The sequence below is a fragment of the Planosporangium flavigriseum genome (assembly GCF_011947225.1).
Lineage (GTDB): Bacteria > Actinomycetota > Actinomycetes > Mycobacteriales > Micromonosporaceae > Planosporangium > Planosporangium flavigriseum.
In genome coordinates, this window is record NZ_JAATVW010000008.1 from 75384 (window position 1) to 96097 (window position 20714).

Consider the following 20714-nt stretch of genomic DNA (forward strand, 5'->3'; position numbering starts at 1 on the left):
GTTCCTCCTAATCCAGTACCGCGGAGCCTGCGGCTGTCGCTGACCGTGAGCAACCCTGACAATCAACTTCGTTTCATGAGAGTGAACGCCTTGGGGCGGCGTAACCCCGCCTTCCGGCCGGGTCAGCGACGTGACAGGAAGGTTGTATTGCCCGTGACTGGACCGCTCGCGGATCAGTTAATAGCTATTCCTCAGGTGAAACACCCGACGCATTGGCCACTGGTCTGCCGTCGCCCCGGGCATGTCTGATTCAGACGAGGGTGAGGTAGCGCTTGATCTCCCAGTCCGACACAGCCGCGTGATAGGCGTCGAACTCGGCCCGCTTCACCTCGGCGTAGTAGTCGATGTAGTCGCCGTTGGGCACCTTCCCGAGCGCCGCGCGCAGGACCGGGTCCGCGACGAGTTCGGTGATCGCGCTGTCGAGAGTCTTGGGCAGGTGCACGATGCTCCGCCCCGCGATCTCCGCCGGTGACAGTTCGAACAGGTTGTCGCGCACCGGTTCGCCGGGTTCGAGTTCCCGGTTGACCCCGTCCAGCCCGGCGGCCAGCAGCGCGATGGAAGCCAGGTAGGGGTTCGCCGACCCGTCCACCCCGCGGTGCTCGACCCGGCCACCCTCGGGGATCCGGAGCATGAGCGTGCGGTTGTTCCCGCCGTATGCCACGTAGGCGGGCGCCCACGTCGACCCCGAGCTGGGTTTGCCCACGCCGATGCGCTTGTAGGAGTTCACCGTCGGGCAGATCAGACCTGCGGTCGCCCGCCCGTGCTCGATGAGGCCGCCGATGTAGTGGTAGGCGGTCTTGGACAGGCCCAGACCGCGGCCGTCGGTGTCGTCGACGAACAGCGGGTCGCCCTGAAGCGTCCACAGGCTCTGGTGCATATGCAGGCCGTTGCCGGTGATCGAGCTGAACGGCTTCGGCATGAAGGTCGCGGTCATGCCGGCTTCGTGGGCCAGCATGTGCACCATGTAACGGAAGAAGATGGTGCGGTCCGCCGTGGTCACCGCATCGGAGTAGACGAAGTTGCTCTCGAACTGGCCGTTGCCGTCTTCGTGATCGTTGGCGTAGTTGCCCCAGCCGAGTTGGTTCATGCAGGACGAGAGCTTGGACAGGAAGTCCCACATGCGCGTCAGGCCCTTGGCCTCGTAGCAGGGTTTGTCCGAGGAATCCAACGGATCGGCGAACCCGAGCTTGCCGTCCGGACCGCGGCGCAGCAGGGAGTACTCCGCTTCCACGCCGGTCATGAGTTTCCAGCCGCGTTCCTTGGCGAGCGCGTCGAGCTGGCGCTTGAGGATGACCCGCGGACCGTACGGCCAGGGTTCTCCGTTCACGTACGGATCGCAGTGCAGCACGGCCACGCCGGGCTTCCAGGGCAGGCGGGTGTATGACGCGGGGTCGGGCACCGCGGTGATGTCCGGGTCGGACGGGGACTGACCGAGGTCGCCCGCGGCGAAGCCGGCGAAGCCGGCGCCACCGTCCATGAGCAGGTCGAAGCTCGACATCGGTACGGCCTTGGCGCAGGGCTTGCCGTGCATGTCAACGAACATGGCCAGGAAGAACTCGATACCGTCGGCCTCGGCTCGGGCCTTCAACTCGCCGCGTGCGTCACTGGTGCCAGTCATGCCTTCTCCTTGAGGGGGCGGATCAGGGACGGATCGGTGTGACTCATCGGCAGTCGCTGCTGCCGGGAACCCAGTTGGTGCCGGCCAGGGGAACCCCCGCCATGGCGGCGGCCTCGATGGTGAGGGCCACGAGGTCTTCCGGCTCGAGGTTGTGCACATTGGACTTACCGCAGGCCCGTGCCAGAGTGGTGAGCTCCATGGTCACCGACTTGAGGTAGTTGATCACGCGACGCGTACCCCACTCGGGATCCAGCCGGGCCTCCAGCCTGGGATCCTGGGTGGAGATGCCGACCGGGCACATGCCCGTGTGCATGTGGTGGCAGTAGCCAGGTTCCGTTCCCAGCGCCCGGTAGTCGGCGGTGGCGTCGTGCTCGACGCCGTCCTGCAGGTAGGTGCGGCTGTTGCAGCCGAGCGCGATGAGTGGCCCGACGCCCATCGACACCGCGGTGGCTCCCAGCGCGAGCGCCTTCGCCGCGTCCGCGCCGTTGCGGATGCCTCCCGAGACGATCAACTGGACCTGATCGGCCATGTCGATCTCGCGTAGCGCCTCGGCGGCCAGCCGTACCGCGGCCAGCGTCGGGATGCCCGCGTGCTCGATGAACACGTCCTGGGTGGCGCCGGTGCCGCCCTGCATTCCGTCGACGACGACGACATCGGCGCCGGCCGCCACCGCGAGCTTGACGTCATTGGCGACCCTGGTCGCGCCGAGTTTCACGTATACCGGCTTCTCCCACCCGGTCGCCTCCCGCAGCTCCTCGATCTTGATTCGCAGATCGTCGGGCCCCACCCAGTCCGGGTGGCGGGACGCGGACCGTTGGTCGATGCCGGGTGGCAGTGTGCGCATGTCGGCGACGCGCTGGCTTACCTTCTGGCCGAGCAGCATGCCGCCGCCGCCTGGCTTGGCGCCCTGCCCGATGACGACCTCGATCGCGTCGGCCATCCGCAGATGCTTGGGGTTGAAGCCGTACCGGGACGGCAGGCACTGGTAGACGAGGAGTTTCGACGCGGCGCGCTCCTCCTCGGTCATCCCGCCGTCGCCGGTGGTCGTGGAGGTTCCGACGGCGCTTGCCGCCCGACCGAGCGCGGCCTTGGCCGAGGCGGACAGCGCCCCGAAACTCATCCCCGCGATGGTGATCGGTATGTCCAGCTCGATCGGTTTGCTCGCGTACCGGGTGCCGAGCACGGTCTTGGTCTCGCACTTCTCCCGATACCCTTCCAGGGGATACCGCGACACCGAGGCGGTGAGAAACACCAGGTCGTCGAAGGTGGGCAGGTGCCGTTTGGCGCCCCAGCCACGGATCTCGTAATGACCCTCGTCCGCCATGCGCTGGATCTGCGCGACCACCTCCGGCGGGAAGGTGTGGCTGCGGCGTCGGGCGTCGGCGGGCAGAGCTGGCGCGGGTGTGGACTCGGCGAGCGGCAGCGAGCTGGGGAGTGTCTCAGTCATCAGTACTTCTGGTCCTTCAGCGCGTCGAAGTTGTACAGCTGACGGGCAGAGGCCACCCGCTTGACGTTCTGGGGGTCGATGTGGTCGAAACCGGCGAGGTCGATCAGCTGTTTGACCCTGAGCACGTCACTGTCGGTGAGGTTCTCGACCTTTGCGTCGGACCCAAGGGAAGCGATCTTCCCTGCCACGTAGATCACGGCCTCGTACAGCGAATCCCCGAGCGCGTGCCCGGCATCGCCGCCGACGAGCATGGTCCCGGCCTGCGCCATGAACCCGCTCATGTGGCCGACATCGCCGCCGACGAGTACCGTCCCGCCCTTCAGCGAGATCCCCGCCCGCGAGGACGCGTCACCGTGGATGATGATCGTGCCGCCGTGCGCCGATGCGCCCGCGCACTCCGAGACGTTTCCCCGTACGCGCACGGAACCGCTCATGAGGTTCTCGCCGACAGACCATCCGACGAACCCGTCGACGGTGATGTCGGGTCCGTCGCACAGGCCGCCGATGAAGTAACCGGCGTTGCCGTCGATGTCGATGGTGATCCGGTTGGTCAGGCCGACCGCGAGGTTGTGCCTGCCCCACGGCTCCTCGATGCGCGCCTCGGCGCCGTCGGGCAACTCCGCGAGCGCGGCGTTGATCTCGCGGGTTGTCAGGTCGGCACAGCTCAGCCGCACGCCGCCGGCGTTCAGCGTGTCCACGTGTAGACCTCCTCCGGGGCCGGTTCGAACACGGTCGCGCTGCCGATGCCCGGCAGGCTGGCGAGCGCGTGGTACTCCGACGCCATCGCCACGTAGTCGGTGGTCTCCGCGATCACCGCGGGCTTGCAGGCGAACGAGTCGCGCATCACGGCGAACTGCGTCGCCGTCGTGACGAGCAGGGTGAAGAACCCGTCCATCTCCTTGAGCACCATCCGCAGCGCGTCACCCAGGTCCGCGCCGTGACCCACCTGGTGTGCGATGTAGCGGGCGGCCACCTCCGAGTCGTTGTCGGTGACGAAGCGAATCCCGTCGCTCTCGAGCCGCCGGCGCACCGACGCGTGGTTGGAGAACGAGCCGTTGTGCACCAGCGCCATGTTCTCGGCCGGCGCGAACGGGTGCGAATGCTCGGTCGTGACCGCGGACTCGGTCGCCATCCGGGTGTGCCCGATACCCTGGTAGCCGGACCGCTTTGCCACCCCGTACCGCTCGCAGATCTCCCGGGGCAGGCCGACGTCCTTGAAGATCTCCATCCGGGGCTGGTGGTCCGCGTCGTCGCCGTAGAGCGCGAGCCCGGCGGAGTCGGGGCCTCTGCTCGTCATGCAGTCGAGCATCGAGGCGAGCAGTTCACCCAGCCGGGGATAGAGCTCGGGATTCTTGAGGTGAAGGCCGACGATCCCGCACATATACCACTCCTCGTGTGGCGCGAATGGGCGTAAGGTCTAGGGTCTATACCTAGGGCCTTCGGCCCATGTGACCACGCTCACCAAATTCCTGTCAAGGGTTGATCGAGGACCATCGGTCTGTCGGTGGCACGTGGGATGGTGAGCCGGGGGACAGGCCGACGAACAGCGTCAGGACCGTTGGTACATAAGGAGTTCCGGACTTCCCGTCCGATGAAGCGGCAGTCCGGGGCTTCCTCGAGGCTCGTGCGCCGCTACGGCCGGGACAGTTGGTGGCGAGCGCGGCAGCGCGGAATTTCGCCTCGTCGTGATGTGCCACTGCGGCACGAGCTGGAGCCCCGCGGGCGGTGGGGTCCGGCGCGTGGGTCGCGGGTGGGCTGATCTGGTTATGGGGGAGTGAAGGTATAAGATCTGAACCCTGTACCTTTGCTTCGGCGAGCTATTGTCGATCGGCATCCATCGCTGCGTACCCGTGTGGTCGTGAAATCAGAGGTAGGCTCGCCAGGTATGAGTCGGGTGGTCGCGTCGATAACCTTGACGCAGGGAGTCGCTGAGCACCTTCGCAGCCTCATTCACCGCGGCGAGGTGGGCCCGGGGGACCGGCTACCTCCGGAACGTGTGCTCGCCGAGCAGCTCGGGGTCGCCCGGATGAGCCTGCGGGACGCGATCAAGATCCTGCAGGACGACGGCTACGTCGAGGCCAGGCGCGGCGCCGGCGGTGGGACCTTCGTGACCGAGTTGCAGCGTCCGGTTGAGACCTGGCGTGCCCGGATGCGCGAGCAGGTCGGTGAGTTCGACGACATCATCGACTATCGCATCGCGCTGGAGGCCCACACCGCACGGTTGGCCGCGGCCCGTCGCACTCAATCCGACCTGGCGGCACTGCGCGCTGCGATCAAGAGCCTCGGACGCGGCAGGGGTGTGGCCGCCTTCCGCCAGGCCGATTCGCGGTTTCACGACGCGCTGGCCCGATCTGCGGGTAACGCCCGACTGCAGACCGCCATCCATTCGGCCCGTGGGGAGCTGTTCACCCCGCACGACTTCCTGATGCACGAAGGGCCGGTCGAGCAGAGCCGGCAGGACCATCAAGCGATCTACGTCGCCATCCGCGAGGGCGACCCGGACGCCGCCGAATCGCTGATGCGCACACACATCGAGCGCACCCGTCTCCAGTTGCGCGAGATCGTCTTCGGCCGCGACGACTCGGCCTGATCTTCAATTCGTGGTAGGCGGCCGGCGCGGGCCTGGCCCAGCGGCCGGAGTCGACCGCAGCCGTCCGGCCGGCCATCCGTGCCCGGTTCCGGCTGCTTGCGCCGGGACGAGGGGGGTCCGGTCATGCCGACGCCCATAGCAGCGGTCCACAGTGGCCTCTGGGTTGAGTCCGGCCGGCCATCGATGCGGTCACATGTGGTGACCCTTGACACAGTCCGGGCCAGATGGTCTTCTAGCTAAAGGTTCTAGGTCCGGACCACAGACCACACAGCTCAGGCCTCCATCCTCGACCGCTAGGCGGCTTCCGGCGGTAGCCGGATGCCGGGGTCTGCACGTATCGATAGAGGGGTACGTATGGTCCGGAGCGTGGATTCCCGTATCACGTCGTTGGTGCGGCGCGACCGTTTGCTCGCAGTCGCCTTCACGGTGCTCATGTGGGTCTTTTTAGCCCTTGTCTACTTCGCCGCCAGTTCCGTGGCATCCAGTACGACCGTGTCGGTTGTCCTCCTGGCTTCCATGCTCATGCTGGGTGCGTTCAACACTGCGTCGATCGTCGGCATGATCCGCACGTACGCCGCCAACAGGGATCTGATCTACCGCGAGGACATCCTCAACCTAGATCGCGCTCGGCAGCAGCGGGCCGGGGTAGGGCGCGCGGTATGACGCCCTACCAACCTCCGAAGCAGTCGCGCCGCGGTCAACTGATCGACGCGGCGACGATGCTGGCGCTCATCTTCGTCACCCTGTTCGTGACAACTTTCATCGTGCGGTTCGAGGCCGGCAACACCGCGTCGGGGACGAAATCCTCGCCGGTCAAGCAACTGTCGGAGCTTCCCCTCAGCGATGCCGAGCGCGCGCAGTACCAGAAGATGATCGACGCGGAAATGGTCGACCTCACGTCGGTCAACGCGTCAGTGGCCGCGAAGCAATCCGCGTCCGAGAAGTACAGGTTCAGCGTCCTTGCTCTGCTGGGCACCATCGTGCTTCTCGTGGGATACCTGACGTTCGTCTACCGCACCTCGCTGCATGAGTACCGCGAGGTGATCGCTGAGAAGTTCGGCCCCCGATACGAAAGGGCGAAGCCATGAGCACGGCAGGCCTGCTGGAACTCATCGCCTGGATACTGAGCGCCATCATCGCGGCCTGGCTGCTGGTCGATGTCGTCCGGGTGTCGCGCCGCTACGACCCGGACTTGTTGATCGACCCGCTCGGCGGCACTACAGCCCCGCCGCCTGAGGGCGGGTACATCTCGGAGTCGCGGGAAGCGGGTCAGCGATGAGTTCGGTCGAGATTCGCTCCGCTCCGCCGGGGGCGGAGGAGCACCCCAGCCTGCGCAAGGTGCTCTCGCCGATGCACATATGGGCGCTCGGTGTCGGTATCGTGCTCGTCGGGGAGTTCATGGGATGGAACTTCGCCGTGGAGAAGGGCGGAACGTACGGCGCTCTGATCGCCGCCTGGGTGGTAGGTCTGCTCTACACCACCATTGTCATGATCAACTCCGAGATCACGTCGACCATGCCGGCGGCGGGCGGTCAGTACGCCCAGGCGAAACATACGATCGGGCCTCTCATGGCCTTCAACGTCGGGCTGTATCTCACCCTCGCCTACACGATGCTCGAAGCGGCGAACGCCAACGTGCTCAGTTATCTCCTCACCACGTTGGCGAACTTGATGGGAAGCTCGACGACACTGTCGCCCTATCCGTTCGTCACGCTAGCGATCCTCGCGCTCGCGTGGCTGAACTATCGGGGCGTTTTCGCGACGCTGTCGCTGAACTTCCTGATCACGGGGTTCGCCTTCTTTACGATCATCGCGTTGTTCGTTGGGGTGCAGGGCTGGAATCCCGGCGCGGAGCTGCACCTGGAGGGGCTGGCCGGCACTGCCGCCAACGGCCTTCCGTACGGATGGCTCGGTGTCATCGCCGCATTCCAGTTTGGTATGTGGTACTACCTCGGCATCGAGGGGACGGCGCAAGCTGCTGAGGAATGCCGATCCGCATCCCGATCCATCCCGATCGGCAGCATGGCGGGAATGATGACGCTGGTCATCGCTGCCACGATCACCTGGTATGTCTGCGCGGCCCTGCTGCCGTGGCATTACCTGGGAGTCTCGATCACACCCCTGTTCGACGCCGCCCGGGTGACCGGCAGCAACGTATTGATGGTCCTGCTGCTGATCGGGACCCTGTGCGCGACGCTCGCGTCGGCGAACGGATGCATCAACGATGCGTCGCGGGCTTGGTTCGCGATGGCCCGGGACCGTTATCTGCCGGAGTGGTTCGGCGCCGTGCACCCGAAATACCACACGCCGTTTCGGTCCATCGTCTTCCTGGTGCCGGTGGCCATCGCGTTCGCCCTGCTGCCCGTGCTGCTCAACGATCCGACGTTGCTCGGCACGGTCATCACGTTCTCGATCCTGTCGGGGCTGCTCATGTACAGCTTCATGGGACCGAACTTCGTCCGGTTCCGTCGCCTGTGGCCCATGGGCTCGATCCCCCGTGGGTACCTCCTGCCGTATCACCCGATCCCGGTCATCGTGTTGATGGCGCTGGTTGCCGTCGTGTTCTTCGCGACCTTCCTCGGTTACGGGACGTCGCTACTGTCAATCCTTGCTTTCTACTTCCTGGCGTCGGTCTGGTTCGTCGTCCGACGCTACAAGTACGTGAGCAAGGGTGCGCAATTCACCGCAGCGCTGCCGCGTCCCCGCGGATACTGACGGACTGCGGAAGTGAACATGGTTATGTCCGTCGGTGGCCTTGTCCTGCTCGCCTCCGGCCTGTGCGCCTTGCAGGTTTCACATGTGCGCCGGGTGCGGCAGGACAGGCGCCGGCTCTTCGAGGCGGTCGGCCGGCTGTTCGACCGCGTCGAAATGCATCACGACGGGTTGGGCTTTCCCGTCCTCACGGGTAGCTACCGCGGCTATCCCATCCGGCTGGAACCGGTCGTGGATGCGGTGGGATTCCGCAAGCTACCGGTGCTGTGGCTGCTCGTCACGCACTCCCGTCCGTTGGAAGTCGACGCACCGGTGGACATACTGCTTCGCCCGGACGGAACCGAGTTCTTCTCGCCGAACGGCACCTTCATCAGGGAGTACGCGGACAGTTGGAGGTTGCCGGGCGGAGTGCGGATCGCCAGCCCGGACCCTGACCGCGCGCCACCCCTGTCGGCATTCGAGCCCTACCGCTTATTCTTCGCCGAGCCGCGCGCCAAGGAGCTGTACGTCGGGGACGGTGGGCTGCGGCTGGTATGGCGGTTGTCCGAGGGGGATCAGACCCAGTACCGGACGACGCGCCGGGCCAATTTCGGTTCGGTACGAGTGCAACCAGCAGATCTGCAACCGGTTCTCGAGACGCTGGCCGGCGTCGGCGACGCGTTCGCCGGCCAGTCGGCGGGGAGGGCGTAATGCTGTCTCACCCGCTGGTCGTGTTGGCGGCCGCGATCCTGTTGCCCGGCTCAGGCCAGGTGATCAATCGAACGCCGGTACGTGGACTGGTTTTCGTCTTCTACATGCTGCTGCTAGGTGCCATCACCTACCGCCTGACGACCGAACACCACTCGTTCCTGGGCAGGTTCTCGGGAGGGTTGTTCGTCTACGCGATCAGTGTCCTGGACGCCTACCGGCATGCGGCTCACCGCGCCAGCAGAGGAGCTTCCGAAGTAGACCAGGCCCGCCGGTAGCCAGCACAAGATCACCCGCGATCAAGCCAGAGCCGCCCGACCCGGGCGCGGTTGTAGCCGGTCACCCGCACGCGGTACGTACCGGGGCCGGTGGGAAGCGTCAGGCCAAGTATCCACTGCTCATCCAGAGATTTCGGCACGCTCAACTGCCCGCCAGGCAACTCCAGCATCCCGTCACGATTCAGGTCCACTTCGTCGGTGTGAGCGGGGACGTCCGGGACCGGCGGCCCGCCGAGCACCTCGATCCGTACCCGCACCTGGACAAGGTGGGTGACCACCTGAACCGCGACCGTGTTGGGAGCCCAGCCGACGACATCCCGGCTGGCGGCGGGGATGGCGACCTCGAAGTTCGGCGACTCCTCGCGGGTGGGGTCATGCAGCGCGAACTGGTGGTAGCTAGGGTCCACCAGGACGTCGTAGCCCGCCACGATCACCGCGCCGGCACCTCGAACCGCTGGTAGGCCGTCGGTGCGGAGCGCTCGCCGCCCCTGTGGGGTTCCAAAACCCGGAACGGGTGGTGACGTGGGCTTCTAGGCGGCTCGTTCGTACTCTGTGATGAGCCCGCCGAGGACGGGGCGGCGTTTGATCCGTTCGTGGGTGAGGTCAACGACGGGACGGTCGGAGCGTGGGGGCTGCAACTGCAGGGCCCGATGGGGACGGTGGCCGTTGTAGTGACGGGCATATTCGTCGAGTGCTCGACGAATATGTCGCTCGCCGAGGATGAGCATGCGGTCGGTCACCTCGCTGCGGGCGGTGAGCACGAACCGTTCGGCGTACGCGTTGGCCCGTGGGCTTCGCGGTGGGTTCTTGCAGACGGTGATTCCGGCATCGGCGAGCACGGTGTCGAAGGCGGCGGTGAACTGGCCGGCCCGGTCCCGGATGAGGACGGTGAACTGGTCGGCGCGTTCGCCCAGGTCCATGAGTAAGTTGCGGGCTTGCTGCGCGGTCCACGGCCCGTCGGGGTTGGTGGTGACGCCGAGGATGTGGACGTAGCGGCTGCCGACCTCGAGGACGAAGAAGACGTACAGGCGCTGGAGGGTGAGCGCGCAGCCTACGTGGAAGAAGTCGCAGGCGAGCATGGTCGATGCCTGGGTGGAAAGGAATCTTCGCCAGGTGGTGTGGTCGCGGCGCGCGGGTGCTGGTGGTATGCCTAGTCGTTTGAGGATCCGCCGGATCGTGGAGGCGCCGATTTGGTGGCCGAGGCCGCGTAGTTCGCCTTGGATGCGCTGGTAGCCCCAGCCAGGATTATCCCGGGCCATCTGCTCAACCAGTCCGGCCACGACTGGATCGACCGCTGGGCGTCCGGGCCGATGGGGATGGGTCCAGTGGCGGGCGACGAGCCGCCGATGCCACCGCAGGACCGTGGCCGGGGTGACCAGCCGGTGCGCCGTCAACGCTCGAGGCAGAAGCTTGATCAGGGCGGCGAGCACCGCCCGGTCGGCCCAGTTCAGCCGCGGCTTGGGGGTCTGTCGGCGCAGGACCGCGTTCTCGTGGCGGAGAACCAAGATCTCTACATCTTTGGCGACGCTGGTACGGGTGCGGAGAGCGAGCCAGCCGGCGATGCGGCAGAACACAAGGTAGATCAGGCGTAGCCACACGGGTAACGATGATGCCCGACGGCATGGCCGAGCCCTGCGTCTGTCCAGGTCAACCACGGTGACGGGGTTTTTGGAACCCCGCACCGAGAGTCGTCGCACTTACCGGTGGGAGCAGGAGGGGAGCAAGCGGCTAAACGATCTCTATCGCCTCCGATTCGAAAGTCGGGCGCGCCAGCTCGAGTCGATCAAGGGGCTGTCCTGCGGCGATGCGGAGGCCTGACCTCTTCCCCCGAACGGAAGAGGTCAGGCTTGACCGATGGGCCATGTTTCATAAGCGTAGTAGGGCCATTCGTTGATCGCGGCGATGTGGACTCTGGTCTGGTGGCGCATGGCGAGTTTGTCGTAGCCCGTAGTGAGGGTCCGGTTGTGCTTGAGCCGGTAGATGCCGCACTCCACGGCGTGGCGCTGCCGATAGACATAAGGGTCGAATGATCCGTGACCGGCCGTTCTTCGATTCGCTTCCTGCCCTGTCGGTGCGGTGCTCGGTTGCGTCACGGCTGCCACGTCACGTCGTTTCCCTGTAGGGGTCGGCGCTGGGCGCAACGGTGGAGAGCTGTGTCTCATCAGTCCCGTCCATGCCTGGCTGTGCTCGCGGCGGTCTGGTGGATCAAGAAAACTCTTGACGGGCGCGCTAGCGGATGTCAGTGTGTCTGACATCTGATGTCAGGTGCCGCAGATTGCACATTCGGGAACGAAGACGCGCGGTGGCGGCCGGGCGCAACAGCACAAGGGGCATGAAGAGGAAAGGACAGGTATGGACCTGCACTCACGGCGCAATTTCCTCAAGCGGGCCGGTCTTACGGGTCTCGCTCTAACGGCCGGGCCGACCCTGCTCGCCGCCTGTGGAAGCGAGTCGACGGGATCGGCCGCGAGTAAGGGCGCACCGCTCACCCTGCCGACAGCGGGCTCTAAGAGTCCGTTGGAGATGCGGATCTGGGGTGCCTATCCGGACTTCGTCCAAGCCAACGTCAACGCCTTCCAGCAGGCGTACGGCACCAAGGTGAACATGAACGTCATCGGCGGTGACTACCCGTCGATCCTGCAGAACCTGCTGCAGCAGAAGCAGACCGTCGACATGGCCTACAGTCTGACTCACGTGCTCGCCGCCTGGCAGAAGGCCGGTTGGGTGGCGGACTTCGACCGGTTTTGGGCACGGGCGGATGCCGAGAAGGAGATGATTCCGGCCGTCCGCGACGCCGCCACGGTCAACGGCCACCTGATGGGCCTGCCGTACTTCGCCTTCGTGCACGGCATGATGCTGGCCAACACCGAGGTGCTGCAGAAGGCCGGGCTCGAGGGCCAGTACCCCAAGACGTACACCGAGCTCTACGACCAGGCGCGGAAGATCAAGCAGAGCGGCGCGAGCGACACCCCGTACCTGCCGTTCTGGATCACGTCCTTCGCCGGTATCCCGTGGGGCTTCGTGCAGGAGGCGCTCAACCGCAACATCCCGCTGTTCGCCGACAACGGCACGCCGCAGTTCGACGAGAAGTCAGAAGCGGTCGAGATGCTCCAGCAGTGGCGGGCGCTCTACACCGAGGGCCTCGTGCCGAAGGGCATTCTGACGTTCCAGGAGTCGGACTTCGCCGAGACCTACGCCAAGGGCGGCATCGCGTACGCGTCGCACCTGCAGTTCTACTTGCCGTCGCTGCACGACAAGAACAGCTCCAGCGTCGCCGGCAAGATCGTGCCTATCCCCAGGCAGGGCCAGAACTGGGGCATGCTGCACGTCGGCCTGTACGTCGTCGGCGCTCCCGGCAAGGACGACGAGCGGCTGGCCCAGGACTACCGCCTCGCCCAGTACTTCGGCTACAAGGATCCCAAGACCAACCAGTTCGACGTGCCACTGAAGTGGGCCCGGGAGAAGTACCTGACCCAGGGTTACTCGGCGGTCAACGACGACCCGTCGGTGATCGAGGCGGCCTCGAAGTGGCTGCCGGAGCCGGACAAGAACCTTCCGATCCTCAAGGACTCGCTGGAGAACGCCCAGTACCCGAAGGGGCTGTTCCACCAGCTGTGGGCGCTGCGCTGGCTCACCTACGCCGCGCAGGAACTTCCGAAGGCGGTCACCGGCGACGCAACCCCGGCCACGGTCGTCAAGAACCTGCGCACCAAGGCCGAAGAGCTCATGGAGCAGTTCAAGCCGTGACGACCGAAGCTCCTCCGCGGGCGCTGCCGCGCCGCGAGTCCCGCAAGGTGGCAGTCTCCTCGAGCATCAGCCCGACCAAGTTCGGGCTGATGCTTGTGGCGCCGGTGGCCATCCTTCTGCTCGCCACGGTCGTCTACCCGGTGCTCTACTCGCTGTACTTGAGCGTGCAGCGGGTCGATCCGCTGACCGGAGCGAAGTCGTTCGCCGGACTGGTGAACTACAGCAGGGCGCTGTCGGACAAGGCGACCTGGTGGTCACTGCTGATAACGGTGTATTACACAGCGTGCGTCACGCTCGTCAGTACAGGCGTGGCGCTCGGATCCGCGCTGATCCTGCGGGAACGGTTCCGCGGACGCGCCGTCCTGGTCGCGCTCATCGCCCTGCCGTGGTCGATGTCGACGTACGCAGCTGCGGTCCTGTGGCGCTACGTGTACAGCCCCCAGTACGGCCTGCTGGCCGGCCTGGCTGAGCGGCTGGGCATGGACGGTGTGGACTTCCTGTCGAAGTCCACTGTGGTCCCGGCGCTGGCAGTGGTACACGCTTGGCAGTTCGCCCCGCTCGGGGCCTACTTCCTGCTCGCCACGCTGCAGTCGGTTCCCGAGGATCAGTACCGACTGGCCAAGATCGACGGTATGGGCGTGTGGCTGCGGTTCCGGCACATCACGATGCCCTACGTCCGACTGCCGCTGGCCATCTTCCTCGTGCTGGTGGCGGGCCAGGCGGCGACGGCGTTCGACCTCATCTACTTCCTCACCTCCGGTGGGCCGGGCAACGCGTCGCGGACGCTGACCTTCAGCGTCTACGAGACGTTCTTCCAGAACCAGGAGTTCGGCAAGGGCGCCGCCCAGTCCTGGATCCTGCTCATCCTGATCATCGCTGTCACCAGCTTCTACTACTTCCTGATCGTGACCCCGCGGCGGTCGCGGGGGGAACGGAAGAACACATGAGGTCGCGCAAGCGCTCGGTCTTCATTCACACCGCGGCCGCCGCGCTGCTGGTCTGGACGATCTTCCCGATCGTCTGGGTCGGCATCGTGTCGGTGACCTACCACGCCGAGTTCGCACAGAGCCACATCAGCCTGCTTCCCAGCCACCCGACGCTGAGCAACTACATCCGGATGCTCGGTTCACCGGCCGCCGGCCTCGACGGCCGCGAACTGTCACCCATCGGCAACGGCCCGCTGATTCTCGACGGCATCGTCAACAGCGTGATCGTGGCCGTGCTGACGACGGTCATCGGGATGCTCGTGGCGGTGCCGGCCGCCTACGCCCTCGCCCGGGTGGCGATGCGCTTCCGCAGTTCGTCGCTGCTCACCATCATCGCCACCCGGTCGGTTCCGCCGATCTCGACGGCGGTCCCGTTCTTCGCGCTCTACAACGCGTTGAACCTCACCGGCACCCGGGCCGGGCTGGTCATCGTGCACCTGACGATCGTCGTGCCGCTGACGGTGTGGGTCGGCTACAGCTTCTTTCTGAACCTGCCTCCGTCGCTGGAGCAGATGGCGCGGGTCGACGGCTGCTCGCGGTGGTCGGCGTTCCGGCGGATCGTGCTGCCGGCCGCCCGCCCCGGCCTGATGGCGATGGCGGTCATCGCGTTCCTGACCTCGTGGGACGAGTTCGCCTTCGCGTTGATCTTCACGACCGGTACGCCCACCCAGACGTTCGGGCCGGCGCTGTCGGGCATGTTCTTCCTGGTCTCGCTTCCCAACGAGGTCGCCGCCGGCCTGGTGCTCGGCCTCCTGCCGCCGATGGTGCTGGCCATCGTGTTCTCGCGCTACATCCGCCGTGTCAACTTCGTCAGTGTCTAGGAGCGTCGTCTCATGATCACCGGGACCAAGCAGGTCGGAGTCCGAATTGAGGCGGCCGTCAAGAGTTTCGGTCGTGGCCAAAGGGCGGTGGACAGTCTCGACCTCGACATCCGGCCGGGCGAGCTGCTGACCGTCCTCGGGCCGTCCGGTAGCGGCAAGAGCACGGTGCTGAGCCTGCTCGCGGGATTGGCGGAGGTCGACTCCGGCCGGATCTGGTTCGGCGACCAGGACGTCACCGCGCTGCCGCCGGAGGCCCGCAAGATCGGGGTCGTGTTCCAGTCGGCGGTGCTCTACCCGCACCTCTCGCTGCGGGAGAGCATCTCGTTCGCGCCGAAGCTGGCGGGCGTCCCGCGCGACGAGATCAACGCGCGGATCGCCGAGGTGGCCGCGTTTCTGCAGATCTCGCACCTGCTGGATCGGCGCCCGCACGAGGTGTCCGGGGGTGAGCGGCAGCGCGCCGCCATCGCCAAGGCCCTGGTCTCGCGCCCCACGCTGCTGCTCATGGACGAGCCGTTCTCGGCGCTGGACGCCCAGTTGCGCCGTGCGCTGCGCTCCCAGGTCGTCCGGCTGCACCGGGAGTTCGGAGCGACGACCGTGTTCGTCACCCACGACCAGGAGGAGGCCCTCGGCATGGGCGACCGAGTCGCGGTCATGCGGGGCGGCCGCCTGGAGCAGGTCGCCCCGCCGCTGGAGCTCTACCGCAACCCGGTCAACACCTGGGTGGCGAACTTTGTCAGCCTGCAGCCGCTCAACCTCCTGCCGGTGGAGTACGACGCCCAGGCGGGCGAGGTGAAGCTCTGCGGCGAGACGGTCCGCCTGGCCGGCCCGGACCGGCCGCTCCCGGCCACGTTCACGCTGGGCATCCGCTCGGAGAACCTGCGCCTGCGGCCGTCCGCCGACGGGCCGTTGCAGGTGCTGACGGCTGAGGCCGTGGGTGAGCAGGTGAAGTACACCGTGGTCGCTCCGGACGGGACCAACGTGGTCGCCCTCGGCGGGGCGGATCAGGTCTTCGAGCCGGACGCCAAGGTCGCGCTGGCCGTCGATTGGCCGCGCGCGATGGTGTTCGACACCGAGACCGGAGCGCGCATCGTGGAAGGGATCACGGTATGAGCTTCGACCTCGTCGTACGGGGTGGGACCGTGGTCGACGGCACGGGAGCGGCCCGCTTCCGTGCCGACGTGGCCGTCTCCGACGGCGTCATCGAGGTCGTCGGCGATCTTCCCGCCGAGGTGGACACCTGCGCCGAGATCCGGGCTGACGGCCGCTTCGTGCTGCCCGGGTTCATCGACATCCACAGCCACTCCGACTTCGTGCTGTCGGACCCCGACCATGACGACATCCTGAGCTGCTTCCTGCAGCAGGGCATCACGACGCTGGTGACGGGCAACTGCGGCTACGCCCCGGCGCCGGTGTCCGACCGGTACCGGGACGGAGCGCTGGCGTACACCGCCTGGCTGCGCTCCGACAACGCCGGATCCGGGTGGCCGACCTTCGCCGCCTACCTCGACGACCTGCAGCAGGGCGGGGTGGCGCTCAACGTTGTGCCGCTCGCCGCGCACGGCGCGCTGCGTATCGCCGCGATGGGCTTCGCGCAGCGGCCTCCGACGAGTGACGAGTGGGTCGTCATGCTGTCGCTGCTCGACGAGGCGCTCGATGCGGGCGCGTTTGGCATGTCGGCCGGTCTGGCGTACGCGCCGGGCATGTACGCGGGCACCGACGAACTGGTGCGCCTGTCCGAGCGGATGGCGGCGGCCGGTGGCCTGTTCACCAGCCACAGCCGGGGCATCTCCGAGACCCTGGTACAGGCCATGGAGGAGATCGTCGAGGTCGGGCGCCGCAGTGGCGTGCGGGCCCAGTTCTCCCACCTGTGCGCGCTCGGCGAGGCCAACTGGCCGCTGATCCCGCGCGCCATCGAGGTGATGGAGTCGGCCCGCGCCGGCGGTATCGACATCGCGACCGACTGCCAGGCCTACATCGCCGGCAACACCACGCTGACCGCGTTGCTGCCACCCTGGGCGATCGAGGGCGGTACCGAGGCGATTCTCGCCCGGCTCACCGATCCGGCCACACGCAAGGAGGTGCGCCGCTACGTCGAGCGGGAGCGGCCGCGCTGGCCGATCGGTCTGGGGGAGTGGACCGACAACATGATCGACTCCCTCGGCTACGACAACATCCGGCTGCTGACCATCCAGCACCCCGACTACGCCCGCTTCGAGGGCGGCTCGCTGCAGCAGTTGGCCGAAGGGCTGGGGCGCGACCCCTTCGACGCGACGATGGACCTGCTCGTCGCCGACCGCTGCCAGACGATGATGCTCGTGGTGGGCTCCGCCGGGGACCTGCGTTCCGACGCGCCGCTGCGCGACGTGCTCAGCCTTCCGTACACATCCATGGAGACCGACGCGGTCATCACGGGCCACGGCAACCCCAACCGCGGGGCCTACGGTGCCTTCCCGCGGTTCCTGGGGCACTTCGCTCGCGACGAGCGGTTGATGGGTCTCGAGCAGGCTGTGTACCAGATGACCGGTCTGTCGGCCGACCGCCTCGGCCTGTCCCGCATCGGACGGGTCAAGCCCGGGGCCGCCGCCGACCTCGTCGTGGTCGACATCGACGCGGTCGCCGACACCACCTCCTACACCGACACTCAACGCACGCCCGCCGGGGTGGAGCAGGTGCTCGTCAACGGAACCCCGGTCGTCCGAGACGGCGTGTACCGCCCGGGCAAGCACGGACACGTCTACCGCCGCCGCTAGCGGTTCCGAGGCCGATAGGTGCGTGCCACGGCCGCGCGGAGGTGGCACACGCCGCGACCGGATCTTGACCCGGACGATCGTCAGATGTAAAGATGTCTGACATGTTAGCGTCAAATGCCCCGACACACCCGGGCCGAATCGCAGGGAGACGATGTGGCTGAGTTCTCCGCGTCCCTCATGTGCGCCCATCTCGATCGGTTGGGCGAGGAGGTCGTCGCCCTCGACCGGGCCGGTGTCGACTCGTTCCACATCGACGTCATGGACGGCCACTTCGTCCCGAATCTCGCGCTGACCACGGACATCGTCGCGGCACTGCGACCGCTGACGGCCCGGCCGTTACACGTGCACCTGATGGTCGAAGACCCAGCCTCGTACGTCGAGCCGATGGCCACCGCAGGCTGTGACGTGTTCATCTTCCACATCGAGGCGAGCCCCTACCCGCGCCGGCTCGCCGGCCAGATCGCCAAGTCCGGCATGCGCGCCGGGGTGGCGATCAACCCCGCGACCCCGGTCGCGGCGATCGAGTCGGTCGCCGACCTGCCGTTCGTGCAGATCATGTCGGTGGAGCCCGGCTTCGCCGGCCAGGCCTGGATCGAGAACTCGCCCGCCCGGGTCCGCGCGGCCCGGGACCTGTGCGGGCCGGAGACCACGATCCTGGTGGACGGCCACATCGACCGGACCACCACGCCGCAGCTGGCGGCGGCGGGTGCGGACGCCTTCGTCTGCGGTACCAGCAGCCTTTTCAACGGACAACACGACGCCGAGGCGTACGCGGACTCACTCGCCGCGATGCACGCGTGCCTCGACGGCGTCACGACGGGACAGGTGGCATGAGCGCACAACGATTCCTCGCCGACATCCACGCCCAGCCCGCGACGCTCGAGCGCGTGTGCACCGAGTACGCCGACGGCGAGCAGGCTGACGCGCTCCGCGCGGCGGCCGCCTGCCTCCGCAGCACCGCCGTTCCGCCGGTGATCACCGGAATGGGCGCGTCGTACTTCGCACTCTTCGCGGCCAAGGCCGTCCTCGACGGCGCGCACAAGCCCGTCGTTCTGGAGGACACCGCCTACCTCATCGAGTACGGTCTGCCGGCGCTCCGGGAAGGCCAACCGGTGCTGGTCGTGTCCCAGTCCGGCCGGTCGGCGGAGGCGACCGCCTTGGCCGAGCAGATGCCCCGGTCGAACCCGCTCATCGTCGTAACCAACGACACCACCACCCCGCTCGCCCAGCGCGCCGACATCGTCCTGCCGCTGCTCGCCGAGCCGGACCTGTCGGTCGCCCTGAAGACCTACACCGCTACCGTCGCGCTGCTGCTCATGCTCACCGAGCAGATGTGCACGGAGTCGACCGCCGACACTCGCCGCCGGCTCCTGCACGGCGACCCCATGTCCCGGGCCATCGAGCGCTCCGAGGCGGCGCTCGAGGCGATGGTGGAGCTGGCCGGGGACCCCGGGTACGCCATCGCGCTCGGCCGGGGAGCGTCGATCTCCAGCGCGCTGGGCGCCGGGCTGCTCCTCAAGGAGACCGCGAAGCTTCCGGCTGAAGGCATCAACGGCGGCCAGTTCCGCCACGGCGCGGTGGAGGTCGTCGGCCAGGGCACCTTCGCTATGATCTTCGCGCCGAACGGCCGGGCCGGCGAACTCAACCGGCAGTTGGCCGATGAACTGGAAGCGTACGGGGCGCGCGTGCTCGTCATCGGGGAGGAGGAGTCGCCCGCCTCCGGCCGCCGGCTCGCCGTCGCGATCGACGCGGCGGACGAGTACGTGGCGCCCGTGTTCGAGATCGTGCCGGCGCAACTGCTGAGCCGGGCGGTGGCGATGGGGCGCGGGGTCGAGCCCGGTTCCTTCGTCAACACGACTCCCGTCATCACCACGCTGTAGGAACTGGTACCCATGAGCGATGCCCGGCCCGCCGGCGCCCCGACGTACACCGCTGGCCGACGCCCGTCGCGTACCTGGGGACGCTGGCTCATCGCGGCTGCGGACGCGGCGGCGGTCGTCGATGCGGCCCGGGTCGCGAGTGGGGCGATCGGGCTCGGTGACCTGCGGCCGCTATCCAGGTCGCGGGCCCGGGCCGCGGTGCGGGCGCTGCAGGCGCGCGGTCTGGTGGAAACCAGGGGGGACAGCGTGAGCCTACGGCCCCGGCCAGCCGGCACGGTACTCGCCGTTGACGTGGGCGGCACGAAGATCATGGCTGCGCTGGCCGACCTGCACGGCGGCGTGATCGACGAGCTGATCGTGCCGACCACCCAGCAGGACCTGGCCGGTCAGATCGCGAGCGTGCGCGACGAGTTGACCCGCCGCGCGGGCCCCGCCGCCGGGCCCGTGCTGGCTGCCGGCGTTGGAGTCCCCGCAAGCTACGACCCGGTGGCCGACCGGGCGTGGAGCGCCGGCAACGTCCCAGAGTTGCACGAGATCCGGCCTGCCGCGGCGCTGGAACGAGCCCTTGGCCTGCCCGTGGCCGTCGCTCAGGACGTCCGCATGGCCGCGGTGGGGGAGCGCTGGCGCGGGCGAGGGAAGGGGAGCGACGACTTCGTCGTACTTTGCATCGGCACCGGCGTGGCGATGGGCATCGTGCTCGGCGGGGAGGTGTTCGGCGGCGGGCGGGGAAGCGCCGGGGAGATCTGTTACCTGCCGCTGGGCAACGACCCGTTCGCGGCCGAACACCGTGAGAGGGGCGCCTTCGAAGACGCCGTGGCCGGTCCGGCGGTGGCAAAGCGATTCGCTGCCGAATCGGGGGCGGAGCGGAGCGACCACGATGCCCGGGTGGTGTTCCAGGCGGCGGCGGCCGGTGACCCGACGGCCGCCCGGGTTCTGGAACGCCAGGCCGAACTGCTGGCAATGGGCATCAGCGTCATCGTGTCCACGCTGGATCCGTCCCTTGTCATCCTGGGCGGCGGATTGGGCAGCAACGCCGCCCTGCTGGGCCCCGTGCGCCAGCACGCGCAGCGGTTGGCGCACCGGCCTCCCGCCATCGAACCCAGCCCGCTGGCTCACCGCGGGCCGCTGCACGGATCGGTCGCGGTAGCCCTCGCAACCGTGCCTCAGTCAGCCTGACAATCCAGCAACAAGGAGCGAC

The 20714-nt window shown here is 67.4% G+C and carries 22 protein-coding genes and 1 pseudogene; 16 read left to right on the forward strand and 7 right to left on the reverse strand.

What is annotated here, in order from left to right; genetic code table 11:
* Nucleotides 1-250 precede the first annotated feature (250 nt).
* Genes glnT through HC028_RS13610 form a run of 4 tightly spaced genes read right to left on the reverse strand, consistent with a single transcriptional unit; the run spans nucleotide 251 to nucleotide 4446 of the window.
* Complete coding sequence (glnT, locus tag HC028_RS13595) at nucleotides 251-1618, reverse strand: type III glutamate--ammonia ligase (protein ID WP_168077149.1); 1368 nt, start codon at nucleotides 1616-1618, stop codon at nucleotides 251-253.
* 43 nt (nucleotides 1619-1661) lie between these two features.
* Nucleotides 1662-3065: an FMN-binding glutamate synthase family protein gene (locus tag HC028_RS13600; protein WP_168077151.1), complete on the reverse strand. Its 1404-nt coding sequence runs from the start codon at nucleotides 3063-3065 to the stop codon at nucleotides 1662-1664.
* Entirely contained in the window at nucleotides 3065-3763 is a 699-nt protein-coding gene (locus HC028_RS13605; protein ID WP_168077153.1) for a GltB/FmdC/FwdC-like GXGXG domain-containing protein, read from the reverse strand. Before HC028_RS13605 ends, HC028_RS13600 begins: the two co-directional genes overlap by 1 nt.
* Nucleotides 3751-4446, reverse strand: a complete 696-nt coding sequence (locus HC028_RS13610) for a class II glutamine amidotransferase domain-containing protein (RefSeq protein WP_168077155.1) — start codon at nucleotides 4444-4446, stop codon at nucleotides 3751-3753. The genes HC028_RS13605 and HC028_RS13610 overlap by 13 nt, the downstream gene beginning before the upstream one ends.
* A 504-nt stretch (nucleotides 4447-4950) precedes the next feature.
* Between HC028_RS13610 and HC028_RS13615 the strand changes: the two genes are divergently transcribed.
* The 7 genes from HC028_RS13615 to HC028_RS13645 all read left to right on the forward strand — a co-directional run bounded on the left by HC028_RS13615 (nucleotide 4951) and on the right by HC028_RS13645 (nucleotide 9332).
* Complete coding sequence (locus HC028_RS13615) at nucleotides 4951-5655, forward strand: FadR/GntR family transcriptional regulator (protein WP_168077157.1); 705 nt, start codon at nucleotides 4951-4953, stop codon at nucleotides 5653-5655.
* A gap of 366 nt (nucleotides 5656-6021) precedes the next feature.
* Complete coding sequence (locus HC028_RS13620; protein WP_168077159.1) at nucleotides 6022-6318, forward strand: hypothetical protein; 297 nt, start codon at nucleotides 6022-6024, stop codon at nucleotides 6316-6318.
* Nucleotides 6315-6743, forward strand: a complete 429-nt coding sequence (locus HC028_RS13625) for a hypothetical protein (RefSeq protein WP_168077161.1) — start codon at nucleotides 6315-6317, stop codon at nucleotides 6741-6743. The genes HC028_RS13620 and HC028_RS13625 overlap by 4 nt, the downstream gene beginning before the upstream one ends.
* A complete protein-coding gene (locus HC028_RS13630) occupies nucleotides 6740-6934 on the forward strand; it encodes a hypothetical protein (RefSeq protein ID WP_168077163.1) in 195 nt (64 codons plus the stop codon). The genes HC028_RS13625 and HC028_RS13630 overlap by 4 nt, the downstream gene beginning before the upstream one ends.
* The gene (locus tag HC028_RS13635; RefSeq protein ID WP_168077165.1) at nucleotides 6931-8370 is read left to right on the forward strand and encodes an APC family permease; all 1440 of its coding nucleotides are present in this window, start codon (nucleotides 6931-6933) and stop codon (nucleotides 8368-8370) included. The genes HC028_RS13630 and HC028_RS13635 overlap by 4 nt, the downstream gene beginning before the upstream one ends.
* Before the next feature lie 18 nt (nucleotides 8371-8388).
* Nucleotides 8389-9057, forward strand: coding sequence for a hypothetical protein (locus HC028_RS13640; RefSeq protein WP_168077167.1), 669 nt, complete (start codon nucleotides 8389-8391; stop codon nucleotides 9055-9057).
* The gene (locus HC028_RS13645; protein ID WP_168077169.1) at nucleotides 9057-9332 is read left to right on the forward strand and encodes a hypothetical protein; all 276 of its coding nucleotides are present in this window, start codon (nucleotides 9057-9059) and stop codon (nucleotides 9330-9332) included. The genes HC028_RS13640 and HC028_RS13645 overlap by 1 nt, the downstream gene beginning before the upstream one ends.
* 11 nt (nucleotides 9333-9343) lie before the next feature.
* Here the strand turns inward: HC028_RS13645 and HC028_RS13650 are convergent, their stop codons facing one another.
* The 3 genes from HC028_RS13650 to HC028_RS13660 all read right to left on the reverse strand — a co-directional run bounded on the left by HC028_RS13650 (nucleotide 9344) and on the right by HC028_RS13660 (nucleotide 11434).
* Entirely contained in the window at nucleotides 9344-9766 is a 423-nt protein-coding gene (locus HC028_RS13650; RefSeq protein WP_168077171.1) for a hypothetical protein, read from the reverse strand.
* A gap of 96 nt (nucleotides 9767-9862) precedes the next feature.
* A complete protein-coding gene (locus tag HC028_RS13655) occupies nucleotides 9863-10930 on the reverse strand; it encodes an integrase core domain-containing protein (RefSeq protein WP_168077173.1) in 1068 nt (355 codons plus the stop codon).
* A 243-nt stretch (nucleotides 10931-11173) separates the two neighbouring features.
* Nucleotides 11174-11434, reverse strand: coding sequence for a transposase (locus HC028_RS13660; RefSeq protein WP_168077175.1), 261 nt, complete (start codon nucleotides 11432-11434; stop codon nucleotides 11174-11176).
* 250 nt (nucleotides 11435-11684) lie between these two features.
* Here HC028_RS13660 and HC028_RS28695 point away from each other — a divergent pair.
* From HC028_RS28695 to HC028_RS13705, 9 genes and pseudogenes are all read left to right on the forward strand, one after another.
* Nucleotides 11685-11753, forward strand: a pseudogene (locus HC028_RS28695) (twin-arginine translocation signal domain-containing protein); the annotation flags it as partial.
* A gap of 102 nt (nucleotides 11754-11855) precedes the next feature.
* Nucleotides 11856-13079 (forward strand): ABC transporter substrate-binding protein, encoded by a 1224-nt coding sequence (locus HC028_RS13670; RefSeq protein WP_168077036.1) that lies wholly within the window; start codon nucleotides 11856-11858, stop codon nucleotides 13077-13079.
* Nucleotides 13076-14026 carry a carbohydrate ABC transporter permease gene (locus HC028_RS13675; protein WP_168077177.1) on the forward strand — a complete coding sequence of 317 codons (951 nt, stop codon included), beginning with the start codon at nucleotides 13076-13078 and terminating at the stop codon, nucleotides 14024-14026. Before HC028_RS13670 ends, HC028_RS13675 begins: the two co-directional genes overlap by 4 nt.
* Nucleotides 14023-14886, forward strand: coding sequence for a carbohydrate ABC transporter permease (locus HC028_RS13680; protein ID WP_168077179.1), 864 nt, complete (start codon nucleotides 14023-14025; stop codon nucleotides 14884-14886). The genes HC028_RS13675 and HC028_RS13680 overlap by 4 nt, the downstream gene beginning before the upstream one ends.
* A 12-nt stretch (nucleotides 14887-14898) precedes the next feature.
* The gene (locus HC028_RS13685; protein WP_168077181.1) at nucleotides 14899-15996 is read left to right on the forward strand and encodes an ABC transporter ATP-binding protein; all 1098 of its coding nucleotides are present in this window, start codon (nucleotides 14899-14901) and stop codon (nucleotides 15994-15996) included.
* Nucleotides 15993-17636: an N-acyl-D-amino-acid deacylase family protein gene (locus HC028_RS13690; protein ID WP_168077183.1), complete on the forward strand. Its 1644-nt coding sequence runs from the start codon at nucleotides 15993-15995 to the stop codon at nucleotides 17634-17636. The genes HC028_RS13685 and HC028_RS13690 overlap by 4 nt, the downstream gene beginning before the upstream one ends.
* A 153-nt stretch (nucleotides 17637-17789) precedes the next feature.
* Entirely contained in the window at nucleotides 17790-18470 is a 681-nt protein-coding gene (locus HC028_RS13695; protein WP_168077185.1) for a ribulose-phosphate 3-epimerase, read from the forward strand.
* Nucleotides 18467-19516 (forward strand): SIS domain-containing protein, encoded by a 1050-nt coding sequence (locus HC028_RS13700; RefSeq protein ID WP_168077187.1) that lies wholly within the window; start codon nucleotides 18467-18469, stop codon nucleotides 19514-19516. The genes HC028_RS13695 and HC028_RS13700 overlap by 4 nt, the downstream gene beginning before the upstream one ends.
* A 12-nt stretch (nucleotides 19517-19528) precedes the next feature.
* Nucleotides 19529-20692, forward strand: a complete 1164-nt coding sequence (locus HC028_RS13705) for an ROK family protein (RefSeq protein ID WP_168077189.1) — start codon at nucleotides 19529-19531, stop codon at nucleotides 20690-20692.
* Nucleotides 20693-20714 lie beyond the last annotated feature (22 nt).